The sequence below is a fragment of the Pseudomonas sp. ADAK18 genome, assembly GCF_012935695.1.
Taxonomy (GTDB): Bacteria; Pseudomonadota; Gammaproteobacteria; order Pseudomonadales; family Pseudomonadaceae; genus Aquipseudomonas.
The window spans coordinates 3,907,549-3,926,459 of record NZ_CP052859.1 but is presented as its reverse complement, the minus strand read 5'-3'; the positions used below and the strand labels follow the sequence as shown (position 1 = coordinate 3,926,459).

The window sequence follows — 18,911 nt, the reverse complement described above, 5'->3', positions numbered from 1 at the left end:
CCCCCGATAGACCCAACTGCATCCAGGGTTTATCGGGGGTTTTTCAGTCCCCGGACGGTCAAGTCCGGGACTGGCTCAGCTTATTGGCAAGCTTCGCAATCCGGCTCGTCGATCGCGCAGGCCTTTGGCACTGGCGCCGGGCCGGCAGGAGCAGCCAGGACCGAATCATCACCATGGTTGCCGCCGCTGGAAACCGCGTTCAGCTTACCGGTGTTGATGGTTGACTTCTCGGTGCTGGTCGCAGCCAGGGCACGGAGGTAGTAAGTGGTTTTCAGGCCACGGTACCAAGCCATGCGGTAGGTCACGTCCAGCTTCTTGCCCGAAGCGCCGGCGATGTACAGGTTCAGCGACTGAGCCTGGTCGATCCACTTCTGACGACGGCTGGCGGCGTCAACGATCCACTTGGTGTCCACTTCGAAAGCCGTCGCGTAGAGTTCTTTGAGTTCTTGCGGGATGCGCTCGATCTGCTGCACCGAACCGTCGTAGTACTTCAGGTCGTTGATCATGACCGAGTCCCACAGGCCGCGGGCTTTCAGGTCGCGAACCAGGTACGGGTTGATCACGGTGAATTCGCCCGACAGGTTCGATTTCACATACAGGTTCTGGTAGGTCGGTTCGATCGACTGCGACACGCCAGTGATGTTGGCGATGGTGGCGGTCGGCGCGATGGCCATGATGTTGGAGTTACGAATGCCTTTCTGCACACGGGCACGTACCGGCGCCCAGTCCAGGGATTCGTTCAGGTCAACGTCGATGTACTTCTGGCCACGTTGCTCGATCAGGATCTGTTGCGAATCCAGCGGCAGGATGCCTTTGGACCACAGCGAGCCCTGGAACGTCTCGTAGGCGCCGCGCTCGTCGGCCAGGTCACAGGAAGCCTGGATCGCGTAGTAGCTGACCGCTTCCATGGACTTGTCGGCGAACTCGACCGCAGCGTCCGAACCGTAAGGAATGTGCTGCAGGTACAGCGCGTCCTGGAAGCCCATGATGCCCAGGCCGACCGGACGGTGCTTGAAGTTGGAGTTCTGCGCCTGTGGCACCGAGTAGTAGTTGATGTCGATCACGTTATCGAGCATGCGTACTGCGGTGTTGACGGTGCGTTCCAGCTTGGCGGTATCCAGCTTGCCATCCACGATGTGGTTCGGCAGGTTGATCGAGCCCAGGTTGCAAACGGCGATCTCGTCCTTGTTGGTGTTCAAGGTGATCTCGGTGCACAGGTTCGAGCTGTGGACCACGCCCACGTGCTGCTGCGGGCTGCGCAGGTTGCACGGGTCCTTGAAGGTCAGCCAAGGGTGGCCGGTTTCGAACAGCATGGACAGCATCTTGCGCCACAGGTCTTTGGCCTGGATGGTCTTGAACAGCTTGATCTTGCCTGGGTACTGGGACAGGGCTTCGTAGTACTCGTAACGCTCTTCGAAGGCCTTGCCGGTCAGGTCGTGCAGGTCTGGCACTTCCGATGGCGAGAACAGGGTCCATGGGCCGTCATCGAAGACGCGCTTCATGAACAGGTCAGGGATCCAGTTGGCGGTGTTCATGTCGTGGGTACGACGACGGTCATCACCAGTGTTCTTGCGCAGCTCGATGAACTCTTCAATGTCCATGTGCCAGGTTTCCAGGTAGGCACACACAGCGCCTTTGCGCTTGCCGCCCTGGTTGACCGCTACGGCGGTGTCGTTCACCACTTTCAGGAACGGAACCACGCCCTGGGACTTGCCATTGGTGCCCTTGATGTACGAACCCAAGGCACGCACTGGGGTCCAGTCGTTGCCCAGGCCGCCAGCGAATTTGGACAACATGGCGTTGTCGTGGATCGCGTGGTAGATGCCCGACAGGTCATCCGGCACGGTGGTCAGGTAGCAGCTCGACAGCTGTGGACGCAGGGTGCCGGCGTTGAACAGGGTTGGGGTCGACGACATGTAGTCGAAGGACGACAACAAGTTGTAGAACTCAATGGCACGGTCTTCTTTGTGCTTCTCTTCGATCGCCAGGCCCATGGCCACGCGCATGAAGAAGATCTGCGGCAGTTCGAAGCGGATACCGTCCTTGTGGATGAAGTAACGGTCGTACAGAGTCTGCAGGCCCAGGTAAGTGAACTGCTGATCACGCTCGTGGTTGATCGCCTTGCCGAGTTTTTCCAAGTCGAAGGTGGCCAGGATCGGGTTCAGCAATTCGAATTCGATACCCTTGGCGATGTAGGCAGGCAGGGCCTTGGCGTACAGGTCGACCATCTCGTGGTGAGTAGCGCTCTCGGCGACTTTCAGGAAGCCCAGGCCTTCGGCACGCAGGGTGTCCATCAGCAGGCGGGCGGTGACGAACGAGTAGTTCGGCTCACGCTCAACCAGGGTACGGGCGGTCATCACCAGGGCGGTGTTGACGTCGGTCAGGGCCACGCCGTCGTACAGGTTCTTCAGGGTTTCGCGCTGGATCAGGTCGCCGTCGACTTCTTCCAGGCCTTCGCAGGCTTCGGTAACGATGGTGTTCAGGCGGCCCATGTCCAGCGGCGCGAAAGAACCATCGGCGAGGGTGATGCGGATCGACGGGTGAGCCTGCACGGTTTCTTCGGACGGGGCGCGTACGGCACGTTCCTTGGAACGGGCGTCACGGTAGATCACGTAGTCGCGCGCTACTTTCTGCTCGCCGGCACGCATCAGGGCCAGTTCGACCTGGTCCTGGATTTCTTCGATGTGGATGGTGCCGCCCGATGGCATGCGACGTTTGAAGGTCGCGGTGACTTGTTCGGTCAGGCGAGCAACGGTGTCGTGGATGCGCGACGAAGCAGCTGCGGTGCCGCCTTCAACTGCAAGAAACGCTTTGGTGATGGCGACGGTGATTTTGTCATCGGTATAAGGAACGACAGTGCCGTTACGCTTGATCACACGCAATTGGCCGGGCGCGGTAGCGGACAGATCCATATTCGAATCAGCGCCCTGCGGCACGGAGCCTTGCGGGTTCTCGCGAGTTGTGTCGGTTTGCATGGGGGGTTGTCTCCACATTCTCTGTATTTATTTGGGCACCATCACGGTGCCCACCGTTCCGTCCTGAAGCACTACAACCGGTGAAACCGGGCATAACCACTTCGGGACAGTAGGAAGGCAGCTGATCGCGCCGCTTCCATGCCGAAGTCAAAGCATTGAAGCCAGGGCTTCAACGCCGTATTCCTGATGGGGTGACAGGCCTCTTTCTATTACGGCTCTGCAACACCCGTACCGTTTTCCCCGTTGTGGGCTGGAAAACGGCTGCCATCCGCGTGCGCGGTTTGGTCTACTGAAAAAGCCTTTAGTTCCACCAAACAGGAGCAAGAAAGCGCTTGAGTTTCTTGGCTGATGTGTGTTTGGTTTTTTCGCTCAAAACCCTACATGTAGGGTTTTTTTGGCGACAAGGTACAAGATAATGCGTTTTGGGGGGCTTAGCAACGGACTACCTGTGGATAACGCTGTGGGTAAAATGTGTATGAAACGTGGAACAGGCGTGTAGGCCGCAGTACTGCTGGACTGTGCCGTTTGTCACCGAATATTCCAGGCTGAAAACTCCTGGGTGGATTTTTGCGGGCGCGAACCCTACCACAAAAAAACACGATTACCGAATGCATTTCCCGGCTTGTGTTTGAGGGTTGGCCCGTTGCTACAATCGGGTTCGATACACGCTGCGTTTATGCACGCTTCACATGACAAATGTAGGAGCGAGCCTGCTCGCGAAAAACGTGAGGGCGCCGCGTTGAATCGGGATGCCAGCGTTATCGTTGACGTCCTTCGCGAGCAAGCTCGCTCCTACATATTATAAAAAGAGGTAGCGCATGGAGCATGAAGCCTGGCAGGTATTGATTGTCGAGGATGATCAGCGTCTGGCTGAGTTGACCCGTGATTACCTGGAGGGTAACGGTCTGCGGGTTTCGGTAGAAGGCAACGGCGCCCTGGCGGCGGCGCGGATCATCGCCGAACAACCGGACCTGGTGATTCTCGACCTGATGTTGCCGGGGGAAGACGGCCTGAGCATCTGCCGCAAAGTGCGCGAGCGCTACGACGGGGTGATCCTGATGTTGACCGCGCGCACCGATGATATGGACCAAGTGCTGGGCCTGGACATGGGCGCTGACGACTACGTCTGTAAACCGGTGCGCCCGCGCCTGCTGCTGGCCCGGATCCAGGCCCTGTTGCGGCGCAGCGAAAGTGTTGAGCCCGTGGCCCCCGAGAAACAGCGGCGCCTGCAATTCGGCCCTCTGGTGGTGGACAACGCCTTGCGCGAAGCCTGGTTGCACGACGGCGGCATCGAACTGACCAGCGCCGAGTTCGATCTGTTGTGGCTGTTGGTGGCCAATGCCGGGCGAATCCTGTCGAGGGAAGAAATATTTACCGCTCTGCGCGGGATCGGCTATGACGGCCAGGACCGCTCTATCGACGTGCGCATTTCGCGGATCCGTCCGAAAATCGGCGATGACCCGATCCACCCGCGCCTGATCAAGACCATCCGCAGCAAAGGCTACCTGTTCGTCCCCGAAGCCGCCGCCGATATGCCGCAGTGAACTCGATCTTCCTGCGCATTTATGGCGGCATGTGCGCGGCGCTGATCCTGGTTGCCCTGCTCGGCGTGCTGGCCCTGCACTTGCTCAACGAAGTGCGCGGCGGCCAATACCGCGAACGCTTGGCCCATGGCACCTTCGCGCTGATGGGCGACAATCTGCAATCCATGAGTGCCATCGAACGGCGCCGCGCTTTGGCGGTGTGGGAGCGCTTGCTGGGCATTCCCCTGGAGTTGCAGGCCGTGGCCGATGCGCATCTCGACCTCACCCAGCGCAATCGCCTGCAACGTGGTCAGGTCCTAGTGGAGCAAACCGGTCCCCATGCCGCCAAGGTGTTGCGGCTGGTCAGTGACACCGAGCAGTTATTGCTCACGGGGGAAGTGCAGCAGATCAGTGAGCAATTGGCTCGGGCGACTATTTACCTGCTCGCCGATGAACTGGTGCGCTTTCCGGTCGCCGAGCAGCCGCAACGGCTGGCAGACCTGAAAGCGGCCAAGGGTTTTGGCTTCGAAATGCATCTGGTGAACCTCGACCAGGCCGACATGGACGACGATCAGCGCCGCCGTGTGGCGGAGGGCGACACCGTGATGGCCTTGGGCAAAGGTGGTGATTCGATCCGGGTGTTTGCCGGCATGGTCGGCACACCGTGGGTCCTGGAAATCGGCCCGTTGTACCAGATGAATCCTTATCCGGTGCAATGGCTGATCCTGATCGCCCTGATTGGCCTGTCCTTGATCGGCTTGATCGTCTACCTGTTGGTGCGGCAATTGGAGCGGCGCTTGAGCGGGTTGGAATCGGCCGCTACGCGCATCGCCAAAGGCAATCTGGAAGCCCGGGTGCCCACACGCGGTGCCGATTCGGTGGGCCGTCTGGCGGCGGCCTTCAATGGCATGGCTGAACACCTGCAGCGTTTGCTGGCGATCCAACGTGAACTGGTGCGGGCGGTGTCCCACGAACTGCGTACCCCGGTGGCGCGGCTGCGCTTTGGCCTGGAGATGATCGGTGATGCCGCCACCCCTGAAGCCCGGCGCAAGTATATGGAAGGTATGGACAGCGATATCCAGGACCTCGACGGCCTGGTGGACGAGATGCTGACATATGCGCGCCTGGAGCAAGGTTCGCCGGCGCTGAATTACCAGCGGATTGACCTCAGTGCCTTACTCGATCAGGTGATTGACGAGCTGGCGCCACTGCGCCCGGAAATCAACGTAGCGCGGGGGATTTGCCTGTCATCGGCCCATTGGGACGGCGCTTGGGTCGACGCTGAACCGCGCTACTTGCACCGAGCGCTGCAAAATCTGGTGAGCAATGCGATGCGCCATGCAAAAGGACACGTGTTGGTCAGCTATCAGGTAGGGCAGGTGCGTTGCCGGATCGATGTGGAGGACGACGGCCCCGGTGTGCCGGAAAATGCCTGGGAACGCATCTTCACCCCCTTCCTGCGCCTGGACGACAGCCGCACCCGCGCTTCGGGCGGGCATGGGCTGGGGTTGTCGATTGTGCGGCGAATCATCTATTGGCATGGCGGGCGGGCGTTGATCAGCAAGAGCAACAACCTGGGTGGCGCGTGTTTCAGTTTGAGTTGGCCGAGGGATCAGGAGAAAACTTGAGATGGCAATTGATCAGGCGCTGATAGCCACCAGGCTCAGCAACTGCCCCTCATGCACTGAAAACTGCGCCTTCAGTTCCGTGCCATGGCACCACTCATCCGACAGATCCGTCAGCAGCCGCAATCGCGCATGCCCTGTCTCGGACCACTCCACGACCTCGGCATGTTCAAAGTAGAAGCGCTTCTGCACGATGGGGTAGAGCGCCTTGAACAGGCTTTCCTTGGCCGAAAAGGTCAAGGTCACCAGCTGCGCAATCTGCTCTCGCGGGCCACTTGCCATGCGCTGCAACTCATCCGGCGTCAGGATCTCTGCGGCAAGCCGCTGGGCCCGATCAAGCGTCAGTACATTTTCCAGATCCATCCCCAGTCCACGCCACTGCGCCTTATGAGCAACGATGGCCGCCGCGTGCCCGGTGCTGTGGGTGATCGAGCCACTGATATGCCCAGGCCACACAGGCGCACGGTCCTCGCCAATGGCCGGGACGCAGTCCAACCCTTCAAGCTGTTGCAGTGCCGCCCGGGCACAGAGCCGTCCGGCCAGGAACTCGGCCTGACGTTTGGCCACCGAGCGCTGGATACTGGCGGGCGGCGGCACAGCGCTGCGCTGGAAGTCGCTGGCAACCAGCAAGTTCGGATCAAAGCGGGTGCTCAGGAGCACCGTGCCTGGCAAAGGATCGGGCAGCGGCCAATGGGCATCGAGTGGAGAGCAGCAGGCGGGTAGGGGATTCATGCCGGGTATTTTGCCGAGTTGAAGGGCAACTGGATAGCCTGGGGCGTTCGTAGCTTAAATAACTTGTTACGAAGTAGCCCGTTCGGTTCAGCCCAGGTTCAGAGAGTGTTCAGGGGGAGTTCAGGGGCGCCTGCGTAGTCTGGGCCCGTACCCAAAGCCCAAAGCGTACGAGGTAGCACTATGACGACGTTCAAGAAGCTGATGTTGGCGGTTACCATGCTCAGTGCCAGCGCCGCAATCCAAGCCTCTGACGGTAGCCTGGTGATCCAGGACAGTAACAGGGTCAAGAAATCGAGCAGTGTGAGTGCAGGTCTTGATCACGTCAGCTTCAATGATGCCGGCGGACAGGGTTCTACCTGGGGCCAGCCGCTGGGCCGGGCTACCCCATCGTCGCCCTATTACGCAGGATACGAGAACCTATCCGGCCGTTTTAACGGCACTAAACTACGCCAGCAAGACCTGCAGGGCCGCTATGATGTACCCCTGCCGGAAAGTTGATTTGCCTTGGAGAGCTTTATGAAATTGCTGGTTGTGGAAGATGAGGCGCTGCTGCGTCATCACTTGCTGACCCGACTCACCGACAGCGGTCACGTGGTGGAAGCCGTGGCCAATGCCGAGGAGGCGTTGTACCAGACCGGGCAATTCAACCATGACCTGGCAGTCATCGACCTGGGCCTGCCGGGCATGAGTGGGCTCGACCTGATCCGCCAGTTGCGGGCCCAGGCCAAGACGTTCCCGATTCTGATCCTGACGGCTCGCGGCAACTGGCAGGATAAGGTCGAAGGCCTGGCGGCGGGTGCCGACGACTACGTGGTCAAGCCGTTCCAGTTTGAAGAGCTGGAAGCGCGGATGAACGCGTTGCTGCGTCGCTCCAGTGGTTTCACCCAGTCGACCATCGTTGCCGGCCCCTTGCTGCTGGACCTCAATCGCAAGCAGGCGTCCCTCGAAGAGCAGCCACTGGCGCTGACCGCCTACGAATACCGGATCCTTGAATATTTGATGCGCCACCATCAACAGGTGGTGGCCAAGGATCGCCTGATGGAACAGCTCTACCCTGATGATGACGAGCGTGATCCGAATGTGATCGAAGTGCTGGTCGGTCGTCTGCGCCGCAAGCTGGAAGGACCGTCGGGTTTCAAGCCGATCGACACCGTGCGTGGCTTGGGTTACCTGTTTAACGAGCGCTGCCGTTGATTCGCTCGTTACGTGTGCGCCTGATGCTGGCGGCCACCACCCTGGCCGTGTTGTTTATGCTGGCGTTGTTGCCGGCCATGCAAGGCGCCTTCAGCCTGGCCTTGCAGGATTCCATCGAGCAGCGTTTGGCGTCGGACGTAACAACCCTGATTTCCGCGGCACGTGTTGAAAACAATCGCCTGTTGATGCCAGCGCAATTGCCGGATGAACGCTTCAACCTCACCGACAGCCGTCTGCTGGGCTACATCTATGACCGCGAGGGCCATCTGGTCTGGCGCTCGCGGGCGACCCAGGAAGAAAACATCAACTACAAACCGCGCTATGACGGGCGCGGTAATGAGTTTGCGCGGATTCGCGAGACCAACGGCCAGGAGTTCTTCGTCTATGACGTCGAGGTCAAGCTGCTGGGGGGCAAAAGCGCAGCCTTCAGCATCGTCGCCCTGCAACCGGTGCGTGAATACCAACTGACCCTCGAAGGCCTGCGGGAGAACCTCTATCTGGGCTTTGGCGCGGCGTTGCTGGTGTTGCTGACGTTACTCTGGATCGGCTTGACCTGGGGCTTGCAAGCGTTGCGGCGGCTAAGCCAGGAGTTGGACCAGATCGAAGGCGGCACCCGCGAAAGCCTCAGTGAAGAACACCCGCGAGAGCTGTTGCGCCTGACCGGTTCCCTCAACCGTCTGCTCCATAGCGAACGTGAGCAGCGCACTCGCTACCGCGACTCCCTGGATGACCTGGCCCACAGCCTGAAAACCCCGCTGGCGGTCTTGCAGGGCGTGAGCGAAGACATGGCCCAGCGCCCCGAAGATCGCGACCAGGCCTGGGTCCTGCAGTCGCAGATCGAGCGTATGAGCCAACAGATCAGCTATCAACTGCAACGCGCCAGCCTGCGCAAAAGCGGCCTGGTGCGCCACCAGGTGCGCTTGCGGCCGGTGTTGCAAAGCCTGTGCGACACGCTGGACAAGGTCTACCGCGACAAGGCCGTTCACGTGGCCTTTGTGCTGCCGGACGAGTGTGATGTGCCCATCGAGAAGGGTGCGTTGCTGGAGTTGCTCGGCAACCTACTGGAAAATGCCTATCGCCTGTGCCTCAGCGAAGTACGCATCACCCTGCAAGAAAGCCTGGAAGGCATCGAGTTGTGCATCGAAGATGACGGCCCCGGTGTGCCACCAGATCAGCGTGCGCGGATCCTGGAAAGGGGTGAACGGCTGGATCGCCAGCATCCGGGGCAGGGGATTGGTTTGGCGGTGGTCAAAGACATCATTGAAAGCTATGGTGCACGGCTGACCCTTGGGGATTCGCCGTTGGGTGGCGCGGCGTTCAAGATTCATTTTCCGGCTGTTTGATTTCCGCTGGACTCACTGGCCTCATCGCGGGCAAGCCCGGCTCCCACATTTAGTCGCATTCCAATGTGGGAGCCGGGCTTGCCCGCGATGGGGCCCGTCCAGGCAACATATCTCTAGCTTTCCTGCGCCCGATACGCCCCCGGCGTCAGCCCGGTCCATTTCTTGAACGCCCGATGAAACGCCGACGGCTCGGAAAACCCCAGTTGCTCGGCGATTTCCTGCAGCGACAAATCCGCCCGCCCCAGGTGGTAAATCGCAATATCCCGACGCAACTCATCCTTGAGCGCCTGAAAGCTGGTGCCTTCCTCCCGTAAATGCCTGCGTAAGGTTTGTGGGCTGATATGCAGGTGTTGAGCGACGGCTTCCAGATCCGGCCAAGGTGTACGGTCGCGACTCAGTAACCGCCGCAACTGGCTGCTCAAGCTATCACCCTCATCGGGACGCGACAGCAGGTCGGCGGGGGAGCGCTCAAGGAAAAGCTTGAGGGTGCGTTCGTCCTGCAACAGCGGCAGGCTCAAGTAACGGCAATGAAACACCAGGCTGCTGGTGGGGGCGCCGAACACCTGGGGGCAGGGGAACAGCAAATCGTACTCGCCACTGTGGGTTGGCATCGGGTAGCTGAACGTCGCCTGTTCCAGGCGAATGCGCTGGCCGATCAGCCAACTGCCGAGGCGATGCCAGATCACCAGCAGGCATTCACTCAAGAAGTGATCCGGGTCCCACAACTGGGAATCGTCCAGGCTAAGGTGGGCCATATCTCCTTCACGCGTCAGGTGCCAGCGCGGACCTTGCGGGAATAGGCTATAAAATAATAAGCCGCGCTCCAGCGCTTTCTCCAGGGTGCGGCAGTGGATCAGTGCGTGGCACATCATGGCGAAGGTGCCGCGCTTGCTCGGACCTTCGGCAAACCCCAGGTACTCGTCATCCAGCTCCAGCCAGAGCATTTGCAGCAATCGGGTGAACTGCTCGGGCGCGATGCGGGCACGAGGTTCGCTGAGTAACTCGGGCGTGATGCCTACCTGTTGCAGCACACCCGAGTAATCGTAGCCGGCCCGACGTGCACCACCGAGGGCAGCCCGGGCGTAATGACTGGCGATGGTACGTTCACGCATGAAGGGGCCTCGTCCATTGAGTGGCGGATGTTAGCCATCACCCTTGGGTACCACAAGGCGGATATCCGCCAAATTGTAGGACGAGATTGGCTGGGTGGGCGGAAATCCGCCACCGGATCCAGCCTTATGACGGTGCCCAGGCAATCACAATCCCTGATGTCTAAAGGCCTTCAGGGTTTTTCAGCAAAGTGGCACGGCGTTTGCGATACAAGTGGGAGAACTGCCCTGCGCAGCTCGCACAACAAATCCCTCCAGTGCAGGAGGGTTCGCAATTCAAGTGTCGTGGGCAATGGCGGATATTTGCCACACGGGACGTTTGAGGAACTTTGCAATGACGACTCGTCAGCCACTGTACAAATCCCTGTATTTTCAGGTGATCGTTGCCATCGTTATCGGTATTTTGCTCGGTCATTTCTACCCGCAGACCGGCGTGGCCCTCAAGCCTCTGGGTGACGGGTTCATCAAACTGATCAAAATGGTCATCGCCCCCATCATCTTCTGCACCGTAGTCAGCGGTATCGCTGGCATGCAGAGCATGAAGTCGGTTGGCAAAACCGGTGGCTACGCGCTGCTGTACTTCGAAATCGTCTCTACCATCGCCCTGTTGATCGGTCTGGTCGTGGTTAACGTTGTGCAACCGGGCGCCGGCATGCACATCGACGTGGCTACCCTGGATGCTTCGAAAGTCGCGGCCTATGTGACTGCCGGTGCCGACCAGAGCATCGTTGGTTTCCTGCTCAACGTCATTCCTAACACCATCGTCGGTGCATTCGCCAACGGCGACATCCTGCAAGTGCTGATGTTCTCGGTGATCTTCGGTTTCGCCCTGCATCGCCTGGGTGCCTACGGCAAGCCAGTGCTGGACTTCATCGATCGTTTCGCGCACGTGATGTTCAACATCATCAACATGATCATGAAGCTCGCGCCACTCGGCGCCCTGGGCGCCATGGCGTTCACCATCGGTGCCTACGGTGTGGGTTCGCTGGTGCAACTGGGCCAACTGATGATCTGCTTCTACATCACCTGCATCCTGTTCGTGGTGGTGGTGCTGGGCGCCATCTGCCGCGCTCACGGCTTCAGCGTGCTGAAACTGATCCGCTACATCCGTGAAGAGCTGCTGATCGTACTGGGTACTTCCTCCTCCGAGTCCGCACTGCCACGCATGCTGATCAAGATGGAACGCCTGGGCGCGAAGAAGTCGGTAGTAGGCCTGGTGATTCCGACTGGCTACTCCTTCAACCTCGACGGTACTTCGATCTACCTGACCATGGCTGCCGTGTTCATCGCCCAGGCGACTGACACCCACATGGACATCACCCACCAGATCACCCTGTTGCTGGTGCTGCTGCTGTCCTCCAAGGGCGCTGCTGGCGTGACCGGTAGTGGTTTCATCGTACTGGCTGCTACCCTGTCGGCCGTGGGCCACCTGCCGGTTGCCGGTCTGGCGCTGATCCTGGGTATCGACCGCTTCATGTCCGAAGCCCGTGCCCTGACCAACCTGGTGGGCAACGCTGTGGCAACCCTGGTGGTGGCCAAGTGGGTCAAGGAACTGGACGAAGACAAGCTGCAAGTCGAGCTGGCTTCCGGTGGTCGTGGTATCTCCGACACCCGTGAAGAAGATGACCTGGGCGTAGCTGAAGGCCCGGCTCCAACCCTCAAGTAAGGCTGCATAGCGGTTGAAAGAACCCATCTTCGGATGGGTTTTTTTATACCTCAGTCAATTCGATTGAAAGTTTATGTAATTGCTGCTCAACGCCAACACTGCCTACTCTGTGTCCAATCGAATCGGAATCGGAGCTCCCATGTCAGGCCCCTTGGCGTCCCTCAAAGTGCTGGATTTCTCCACCTTGCTCCCGGGCCCGTTCGCCTCGTTGTTGTTGGCGGACATGGGCGCCGAGGTATTGCGCATTGAATCGCCCACCCGCATGGATCTGCTGCGGGTGTTACCGCCCCATGACCATAGCGTCTCGGCCAGCCACGCTTACCTGAATCGCAACAAGCGCAGCCTGGCGCTGGACCTCAAGCAGGCCGAAGCTGTGGAGATCGTCCGGCAACTGGTGAAAGATCACGACATCGTCCTTGAGCAGTTTCGCCCCGGCGTCATGGAGCGGTTGGGCTTGGGGTACGAGGCCTTGAAGGCGATCAATCCGAAGCTGATCTACGTGTCGATCACCGGCTACGGCCAGACCGGCCCCTACAAGGACCGCGCCGGCCATGACATCAACTACTTGGCCCTGGCCGGTGTGGCCAGCTACACCGGGCGCCGGGACAGTGGGCCGTTACCCTTGGGCGTGCAGTTGGCAGACGTCGGCGGTGGCTCGCTGCATGCGGTGATCGGCCTGTTGGCGGCCGTAATCGCTCGGCAACAGAGTGGCGTCGGCCAGTATCTGGACGTAAGCATGACCGACTGCGCCTTCAGTTTTAACGCCATGGCCGGTGCGGGTTACCTGGCCTGTGGCGTAGAGCCGGACTGGGAAAACCAGGTGCTCAATGGCGGTAGCTTCTATGACTACTACCGCTCGCGGGATGGCCGTTGGCTGTCGGTGGGCAGCCTGGAACCGGCCTTCATGCAGCAGTTGTGCGCAGCCCTGGGGCGCCCGGAACTGGCAGCCCAGGGGTTGTCGCCCAAGCCAGAGCAGCAGAAAGCCCTCAAGCAGGCGCTGCAGATCGAGTTCGAGAAGCGCAGCTTTGCTGAGTTGTGCGCGTTGTTCGCCGCGACGGATGCCTGTGTCGAACCGGTGCTGAGCCTGAGCGAAGCCCTTGAACATCCCCAGTTGAAAGCCCGGGAACTGGTCAGCCAGGTGCCTCGGGGCGATGGTTCGAGCCAGGCGCAAATGGCGTGCCCGTTGAAGTTCTCGGAAGGCTTGCCGGCGCCCAGGCATATTGGCGTGGTACTCGGGGCTCACAGTGATGAGGTATTGGTGGAGTTGGGGTTCAGTGCTCAGCAGATAGATGATCTGCGGCGTGCCAAGGTGATTAAGTAGCGCTAGGGTCGACGCCATCGCAGGCAAGCCAGCTCCCACATTTGACTGAGTTGTCTGGACGAACACCGATCAAATGTGGGAGCCGGGCTTGCCCGCGATGAGGCCCTTAAAAACGCTGCAAGGCCTTATTCGACCCGGGTTTCCCCGGTAAACACCAGTGTCTCCCGGCACCGTCTGCACAAATACCGCCGCCCCTGGCTCACCAATCCATGGCGTTGGGCCGAAAACGGGAAATCGCTGTCGGCGCACGGGCAACGGTAGATGTAACGGGTCATCCGCCGCCGCTGGATTTCATAGGTATGGCAGCGGTCGGGCGGCAGTTCGTACACCCCACGCATGATCAGTTGCCATTCCTCGCCATGGGGCTGGATGCGCTCGCCGAACAATTGGTGGGCAATCAGGTGCGCCACTTCGTGGGCCACCGTCTGTTTAAGGAAGTGTTGGCTGTTTTCGCGGTACAGCTGCGGATTGAAGCGCAGCAGGTTTTCGTGCAGGTGTGCGACACCGGCCTTCTGGCCTCTTAGCTTGAGGCTGACCTGAGGGCGTTTGAAACTTCGTTTGAAAAAGGATTCGGCTTGTTGGAAACAATCTTCGACGCGGGTATTGAGTTGCTCGGGCATGCTGTACATATCTCCAGAGATGTCCAGTATGCCGCAAACAAGGGTGTATCCGAATCTGTCAGGCGCCGAATGGTCATGCATAACGCACAAAGCCACCTTGCGGTGGCTTTTCCTACGAGGTGAAGTCGCCTAGTTGGTGTAGATCGGCCCCACGCCCAAGCCCCAGACGATCACGGTAAACGCCATGATCGCCACCAGCACCACCAGGCCCACGGCCAATACCGAGCTGGAAAACAGGAAGCCTTCGTCCGGGTTGACGTTCATGAAGGTCGGCAGCCCCACGTACAGCAGGTACACCGTGTAACAGATGGCAGCGGTGCCGACGACCATGCCCAGCCACATATGCGGGTACAGCGCCGCCAACCCGCCGAGAAACAGCGGTGTCGCGGTGTAGGTGGCAAAGGCTACGCAGCGTGCCATGCTTGGGTTGGCATCGTAGGTGCGGGCCATCCAGTGAACGAAGGCGCCCATGACCGCCACGCCGCCGAGCATTGCCAGGTACGACATGACGGTCATCCACAAGGCGCTTTCCACAGTCAGCATGACCGGTGCGCGACTGCCGATGACCCAGCCGACCTGGGTGGTACCGATAAAGGCTGATACGGCGGGGATCGCCGCGAGAATCAGCGTGTGGGTGAGGTACATGTGGCTGATGCTTTCTTCCTTGTCGCCACGAATCTGCCGCCATTCCTGATCGGGGTGGGTGAAAAGCCCCACAACGTGATGGATCATGCCAGTCACTCCTGTCGTTATTACCATCGCCCCCCAGTGGAGCGCCCACGGGCCAATTGGCCTGAAAGGTCTGGATATATGTGCGACCTTATGTCGCAGTATAGGAACTGATGACCGGAAAAACTGTAGGGCTTTAGAGCAAATCGCGCTGTAAACACTGGGCTTAATCGCGGCGGGGTCTGTCAGGAGTAGCGCAATCAAGTGTGCGAGCGGGCTTGTGTGGGAGCGGGCTTGCTCGCGAAGGCGGTGTATCAGTCAGCACATGTATTAACTGACCCAGCGTATTCGCGAGCAAGCCCGCTCCCACACAAGCCCACTCCCACACAGGATCTGCGTCGCTCATCCCGATTTTTTTGCGTAAAATACCCGGCTTTTCGTCACACACCTTTCGCGGATCCAAGCGCCATGGGCACTCTTACGGTCAACCAGAACAAACTGCAAAAACGCCTGCGCCGCCTGGCCGGTGAAGCGGTCGCCGATTTCAACATGATCGAGGAAGGTGACAAGGTCATGGTCTGCCTGTCCGGCGGCAAAGACAGCTACACGATGCTCGATGTGCTGATGCACCTGCAAAAGGTCGCGCCCATCAAGTTCGACATCGTCGCCGTGAACATGGACCAGAAGCAGCCCGGGTTTCCCGAGGATGTGTTGCCGGCGTACCTCAAGGAACTGGGGGTCGAGTACCACATCGTCGAAAAAGACACCTATTCGGTGGTCAAGGAGCTGATCCCGGAGGGCAAGACCACCTGCTCGCTGTGCTCGCGCCTGCGCCGAGGCACGCTCTACACCTTTGCCGACGAGATTGGTGCGACCAAGATGGCTTTGGGTCATCATCGCGATGACATCGTCGAAACTTTCTTCCTCAACATGTTCTTCAACGGTTCCCTTAAGGCCATGCCGCCCAAACTGCGGGCCGATGACGGACGCAACGTGGTGATCCGCCCGTTGGCGTATTGCAACGAAAAGGACATCCAGGCGTACTCGGACTTCAAGCAGTTCCCGATCATTCCCTGCAACCTCTGCGGCTCGCAGGAAAACCTGCAACGCCAGGTGGTCAAGGAGATGTTGCTGGAATGGGAACGCAAGACCCCAGGCCGTACCGAAAGCATCTTCCGCAGTTTGCAGAACGTGATCCCGTCGCAGTTGGCCGACCGCAACCTGTTCGACTTCACCAGCCTGCGTATCGACGAAACCGCAGCTTCACGTTTCGTCAACGTAGTGAACCTCTGAGCCTTTCAATCGCTCTGACAGACGGCGCTCCTGGGCGCCGTTTTCATTTCAATCCGTAGGAGAGGGCATGCGCGATTACAAGTGGCTGCACGAATATTGTCTGAACCGTTTCGGTTCGGCGGCCGAGCTGGAAGCCCACCTGCCGGTGCCCAAGACGGCGGCGCAATTGCGTAAGATCAGCGATGATCGTTACCTGTCGACCCTATCGCTGCGGGTATTCCGCGCCGGGCTCAAGCACAGTGTGGTGGACGCCAAGTGGCCGGCGTTCGAGCAGGTATTCTTTGGCTTTGATCCGGAAAAAGTCGTGTTGATGGGCGCCGAGCACCTGGAGCGGTTGATGCAGGACATGCGGATCATTCGCCACCTTGGCAAGCTCAAGAGCGTGCCACGCAACGCGCAGATGATTCTGGATATCGAGAAGGAAAAAGGCAGCTTTGGCGCATTGATTGCGGACTGGCCGGTGACCGACATCGTCGGCCTGTGGAAATACCTGAGCAAGCACGGCCATCAGTTGGGCGGGCTGTCGGCGCCGCGCTTTTTGCGCATGGTTGGCAAGGACACCTTCGTCCCCAGCTATGACGTGGTGGCGGCGCTGAATGCGCAGAAGATTGTCGACAAGGCGCCCACCAGCTTGCGGGATCTGGCGACGGTGCAGGGCGCGTTCAACCAGTGGCACGCGGAGAGCGGGCGGCCGATGTGTCAGTTGTCGATGATGCTGGCCTACACCGTTAATCACTGACCTTGTGGCGAGGGGGCTTGCCCCCGTAGGGCTGCGAAGCGGCCCTAAAACCTGCGACCTAGTATCTCCTGAAGAAATGCGGCGGCTTTATTGGGGCTGCTTCGCAGCCCAACGCGGGCAAGCCTGCTCGCCACAATAGCTACCTATCAGGCTATCTGACCTTCCCCCGCCAACCGCCGATCCAGCTGGAACCGCCAACGCACATAAATCATCGCCGTGCAGAACACTGCCAAACTGGCCAGCATTTCCAGTACGCCAAACCACTGCCGGTTTGGGTCGTACGCCGCCAGTGCGCCCTTGATGAAGTACAGGTTCACCACAAAGCACATCCACGAATGCCCGCGGGCACTGCCGATCACCATGCCTGGCGCCAGCAACAGCAGCGGCACCAGTTCGATCAGCAAGATCACCCAAGGTCGCGCGCCATGCAGGTCGGCAAACACCAAGTAGTAGGCGCACAGCAAGCCGACCAAGCCGAGAAAACTCACCAAGCTCAGGATGCGCGCCACCTTGACCCGCGGCTCCAGCCAAGCCTGGTGCGGCAGGACTTTAGGCTTCTTGGCCACGGCCGCTCTCCAGTTTCATGGCTGTTTTCGCCAGGCGCAGGCCAAGGGCACGGCACAGGGCGATTTCATGTTGATCCAATGCCCGTTTGCCATCGGCACCGGCATGGTGGCTGGCGCCATAAGGCGTGCCGCCGCCCTGGGTGTCGAGCAGTGCCTGTTCGCTGTAGGGCAGGCCTGTGATTAGCATGCCGTGGTGCAGCAGCGGCAGCAGCATCGACATCAAGGTGGTTTCCTGGCCGCCGTGCAGGCTGGCGGTAGAGGTAAAGACCCCGGCCGGTTTGCCAACGAGGGCACCGGTCAGCCACAGGTTGATGGTGCCGTCGAGAAAGTACTTCAGCGGTGCTGCCATGTTGCCAAAGCGGGTCGGGCTGCCCAGGGCCAGGCCCGAGCAGTTTTTCAGATCATCCAGGCTGGCGTACAGCGCGCCTTCGGCCGGAATGCTGGGCGCCACCGCTTCGCATTCAGTGGAGATCGCCGGCACGGTGCGCAGTCGCGCTTCCAAACCGGCTTGCTCGATGCCCCGGCCAATCTGCCGGGCCATTTCGCTGACCGAGCCGTTGCGGCTGTAATACAGCACCAGCACATACGGCGCGCTCACGGCAGAATCTCCAGGATTTTTTCCGGAGGGCGGCCAATCACGGCCTTGTCGGCGGTTTCCAGGATCGGGCGTTCCATCAGTTTCGGATGAGCGGCGATGGCGGCGATCAGTTGCGCTTCGCTCAGGCTGGCATCGGCCAGGTTGAGGGTTTTGTACTCGTCTTCACCGGTGCGCAGCAGTTGCCGGGCGCTGATCTGCAATTTGCCCAGCAAGGCCTGTAATTGTACGGCGTCGAGCGGGGTTTCCAGATAGCGCACCACGGTTGGTGCCAGGCCACGGGCTTCCAGCAGTTGGAGCGCACCGCGGGATTTCGAGCAGCGCGGGTTGTGATAAAGCGTCAGATCGGTCATGTGCGGGTCGCATCTTGCGTAAGGTGGCGGGTATTCTACCTGCGCTGCGTGAAGTCCTGAACCTTGAGAGGCGATAGGCCGCAGTTCATGTTCATTTTTGCTTGAAGGAATACCCCATGACGAGGCGACTGTTAGGCGCATTGTTTATCACCACGACGCTACTGCTCAGCGGTTGCGGCAATGACTATGGCGTTGACCAATACGGTCAGAAAGTGGCTGCCGAACGCCTGGACAAGCAATGGCTGGTGGTCAATTACTGGGCAGAATGGTGTGGCCCGTGCCGTACCGAGATTCCCGAGCTCAACGCGTTGGCCGAGCAACTCAAGGGCCAGTCGGTGGGTGTGTTTGGCGTCAACTTCGACAATGCGCAGGGCGAGGAGCTCAAGAGCGCCAGTGACAAACTGGGCATCAAGTTCACCGTGCTGGCGCAGAACCCCGACGGGATATTCGATATTCCCCGCAGCGAAGCCTTGCCGGTGACTTACATCATCGATGACAAGGGCAAGGTGCGTGAACAGTTGATGGGTGAGCAGACGGCGCAAGGGGTGTTGGCCAAGATCAAGGCGTTGCGCGGTTAAAGTGTGGGAG

Annotated in this window: 18 protein-coding genes; 10 read left to right on the top strand and 8 right to left on the bottom strand. The window is 59.7% G+C overall.

Features of this window, described 5'->3' with window-relative positions; translation table 11 throughout:
- Positions 1-80 precede the first annotated feature (80 nt).
- On the bottom strand, positions 81-2,975 hold the full coding sequence (locus HKK55_RS17645) for a ribonucleoside-diphosphate reductase subunit alpha (protein ID WP_169355855.1): 2,895 nt from the start codon (positions 2,973-2,975) through the stop codon (positions 81-83).
- A gap of 818 nt (positions 2,976-3,793) precedes the next feature.
- On the opposite strand from HKK55_RS17645, the gene HKK55_RS17640 reads away from it, so the two are divergent.
- On the top strand, positions 3,794-4,519 hold the full coding sequence (locus HKK55_RS17640; protein ID WP_169355854.1) for a response regulator: 726 nt from the start codon (positions 3,794-3,796) through the stop codon (positions 4,517-4,519).
- A complete protein-coding gene (locus tag HKK55_RS17635; protein WP_169355853.1) occupies positions 4,516-6,126 on the top strand; it encodes an ATP-binding protein in 1,611 nt (536 codons plus the stop codon). The genes HKK55_RS17640 and HKK55_RS17635 overlap by 4 nt, the downstream gene beginning before the upstream one ends.
- A 12-nt stretch (positions 6,127-6,138) precedes the next feature.
- Here the strand turns inward: HKK55_RS17635 and HKK55_RS17630 are convergent, their stop codons facing one another.
- Complete coding sequence (locus HKK55_RS17630) at positions 6,139-6,855, bottom strand: 4'-phosphopantetheinyl transferase (RefSeq protein WP_169355852.1); 717 nt, start codon at positions 6,853-6,855, stop codon at positions 6,139-6,141.
- 180 nt (positions 6,856-7,035) lie between these two features.
- Between HKK55_RS17630 and HKK55_RS17625 the strand changes: the two genes are divergently transcribed.
- Genes HKK55_RS17625 through HKK55_RS17615 form a run of 3 tightly spaced genes read left to right on the top strand, consistent with a single transcriptional unit; the run spans position 7,036 to position 9,392 of the window.
- Entirely contained in the window at positions 7,036-7,353 is a 318-nt protein-coding gene (locus HKK55_RS17625) for a hypothetical protein (RefSeq protein ID WP_169355851.1), read from the top strand.
- An 18-nt stretch (positions 7,354-7,371) separates the two neighbouring features.
- Positions 7,372-8,049, top strand: a complete 678-nt coding sequence (locus HKK55_RS17620; protein WP_169355850.1) for a response regulator transcription factor — start codon at positions 7,372-7,374, stop codon at positions 8,047-8,049.
- Positions 8,046-9,392 carry an ATP-binding protein gene (locus HKK55_RS17615; protein WP_169355849.1) on the top strand — a complete coding sequence of 449 codons (1,347 nt, stop codon included), beginning with the start codon at positions 8,046-8,048 and terminating at the stop codon, positions 9,390-9,392. The genes HKK55_RS17620 and HKK55_RS17615 overlap by 4 nt, the downstream gene beginning before the upstream one ends.
- A 113-nt stretch (positions 9,393-9,505) precedes the next feature.
- Here HKK55_RS17615 and HKK55_RS17610 read toward each other — a convergent pair whose 3' ends face one another.
- Positions 9,506-10,504 carry an AraC family transcriptional regulator gene (locus HKK55_RS17610; protein ID WP_169355848.1) on the bottom strand — a complete coding sequence of 333 codons (999 nt, stop codon included), beginning with the start codon at positions 10,502-10,504 and terminating at the stop codon, positions 9,506-9,508.
- A gap of 331 nt (positions 10,505-10,835) precedes the next feature.
- On the opposite strand from HKK55_RS17610, the gene HKK55_RS17605 reads away from it, so the two are divergent.
- Together HKK55_RS17605 and HKK55_RS17600 are read left to right on the top strand one after the other, a co-directional pair.
- Positions 10,836-12,167, top strand: a complete 1,332-nt coding sequence (locus tag HKK55_RS17605) for a dicarboxylate/amino acid:cation symporter (protein ID WP_169355847.1) — start codon at positions 10,836-10,838, stop codon at positions 12,165-12,167.
- Between the two features lie 139 nt (positions 12,168-12,306).
- Entirely contained in the window at positions 12,307-13,488 is a 1,182-nt protein-coding gene (locus tag HKK55_RS17600; RefSeq protein WP_169355846.1) for a CaiB/BaiF CoA-transferase family protein, read from the top strand.
- A gap of 125 nt (positions 13,489-13,613) precedes the next feature.
- Here HKK55_RS17600 and HKK55_RS17595 read toward each other — a convergent pair whose 3' ends face one another.
- Positions 13,614-14,108 carry a SprT family zinc-dependent metalloprotease gene (locus HKK55_RS17595; RefSeq protein WP_155583185.1) on the bottom strand — a complete coding sequence of 165 codons (495 nt, stop codon included), beginning with the start codon at positions 14,106-14,108 and terminating at the stop codon, positions 13,614-13,616.
- 129 nt (positions 14,109-14,237) lie between these two features.
- On the bottom strand, positions 14,238-14,840 hold the full coding sequence (locus HKK55_RS17590; protein ID WP_169355845.1) for a Yip1 family protein: 603 nt from the start codon (positions 14,838-14,840) through the stop codon (positions 14,238-14,240).
- Positions 14,841-15,245: 405 nt separating this feature from the next.
- Here HKK55_RS17590 and ttcA point away from each other — a divergent pair, with 405 nt between their 5' ends.
- Both ttcA and HKK55_RS17580 read left to right on the top strand, forming a co-directional pair.
- The gene (gene ttcA / locus HKK55_RS17585; protein ID WP_169355844.1) at positions 15,246-16,070 is read left to right on the top strand and encodes a tRNA 2-thiocytidine(32) synthetase TtcA; all 825 of its coding nucleotides are present in this window, start codon (positions 15,246-15,248) and stop codon (positions 16,068-16,070) included.
- Between the two features lie 67 nt (positions 16,071-16,137).
- Positions 16,138-16,809, top strand: coding sequence for a DNA-3-methyladenine glycosylase I (locus tag HKK55_RS17580; protein ID WP_169355843.1), 672 nt, complete (start codon positions 16,138-16,140; stop codon positions 16,807-16,809).
- A 146-nt stretch (positions 16,810-16,955) separates the two neighbouring features.
- On the opposite strand, the gene HKK55_RS17575 is transcribed toward HKK55_RS17580, so the two are convergent.
- From HKK55_RS17575 to arsC, 3 genes are read right to left on the bottom strand one after another with little or no spacing between them, the layout of a single operon-like run.
- Complete coding sequence (locus HKK55_RS17575) at positions 16,956-17,375, bottom strand: DUF2069 domain-containing protein (RefSeq protein WP_169355842.1); 420 nt, start codon at positions 17,373-17,375, stop codon at positions 16,956-16,958.
- The gene (gene wrbA, locus HKK55_RS17570) at positions 17,359-17,973 is read right to left on the bottom strand and encodes an NAD(P)H:quinone oxidoreductase (RefSeq protein WP_169355841.1); all 615 of its coding nucleotides are present in this window, start codon (positions 17,971-17,973) and stop codon (positions 17,359-17,361) included. Before wrbA ends, HKK55_RS17575 begins: the two co-directional genes overlap by 17 nt.
- Positions 17,970-18,323, bottom strand: a complete 354-nt coding sequence (gene arsC / locus HKK55_RS17565) for an arsenate reductase (glutaredoxin) (protein ID WP_169355840.1) — start codon at positions 18,321-18,323, stop codon at positions 17,970-17,972. The genes wrbA and arsC overlap by 4 nt, the downstream gene beginning before the upstream one ends.
- A 116-nt stretch (positions 18,324-18,439) precedes the next feature.
- Here arsC and HKK55_RS17560 point away from each other — a divergent pair, with 116 nt between their 5' ends.
- On the top strand, positions 18,440-18,901 hold the full coding sequence (locus HKK55_RS17560) for a TlpA disulfide reductase family protein (protein ID WP_155583180.1): 462 nt from the start codon (positions 18,440-18,442) through the stop codon (positions 18,899-18,901).
- Positions 18,902-18,911: the final 10 nt, after the last annotated feature.

Bases quoted from the DNA above. Each gene is read 5' to 3' on its own strand.
- HKK55_RS17645 (WP_169355855.1), bottom strand. From the start codon at position 2,975: ATGCAAACCGACACAACTCGCGAGAACCCGCAAGGCTCCGTGCCGCAG.
- HKK55_RS17640 (WP_169355854.1), top strand. From the start codon at position 3,794: ATGGAGCATGAAGCCTGGCAGGTATTGATTGTCGAGGATGATCAGCGT.
- HKK55_RS17630 (WP_169355852.1), bottom strand. From the start codon at position 6,855: ATGAATCCCCTACCCGCCTGCTGCTCTCCACTCGATGCCCATTGGCCG.
- HKK55_RS17625 (WP_169355851.1), top strand. From the start codon at position 7,036: ATGACGACGTTCAAGAAGCTGATGTTGGCGGTTACCATGCTCAGTGCC.
- HKK55_RS17620 (WP_169355850.1), top strand. From the start codon at position 7,372: ATGAAATTGCTGGTTGTGGAAGATGAGGCGCTGCTGCGTCATCACTTG.
- HKK55_RS17610 (WP_169355848.1), bottom strand. From the start codon at position 10,504: ATGCGTGAACGTACCATCGCCAGTCATTACGCCCGGGCTGCCCTCGGT.
- HKK55_RS17605 (WP_169355847.1), top strand. From the start codon at position 10,836: ATGACGACTCGTCAGCCACTGTACAAATCCCTGTATTTTCAGGTGATC.
- HKK55_RS17600 (WP_169355846.1), top strand. From the start codon at position 12,307: ATGTCAGGCCCCTTGGCGTCCCTCAAAGTGCTGGATTTCTCCACCTTG.
- HKK55_RS17595 (WP_155583185.1), bottom strand. From the start codon at position 14,108: ATGCCCGAGCAACTCAATACCCGCGTCGAAGATTGTTTCCAACAAGCC.
- HKK55_RS17590 (WP_169355845.1), bottom strand. From the start codon at position 14,840: ATGATCCATCACGTTGTGGGGCTTTTCACCCACCCCGATCAGGAATGG.
- ttcA (WP_169355844.1), top strand. From the start codon at position 15,246: ATGGGCACTCTTACGGTCAACCAGAACAAACTGCAAAAACGCCTGCGC.
- HKK55_RS17580 (WP_169355843.1), top strand. From the start codon at position 16,138: ATGCGCGATTACAAGTGGCTGCACGAATATTGTCTGAACCGTTTCGGT.
- arsC (WP_169355840.1), bottom strand. From the start codon at position 18,323: ATGACCGATCTGACGCTTTATCACAACCCGCGCTGCTCGAAATCCCGC.
- HKK55_RS17560 (WP_155583180.1), top strand. From the start codon at position 18,440: ATGACGAGGCGACTGTTAGGCGCATTGTTTATCACCACGACGCTACTG.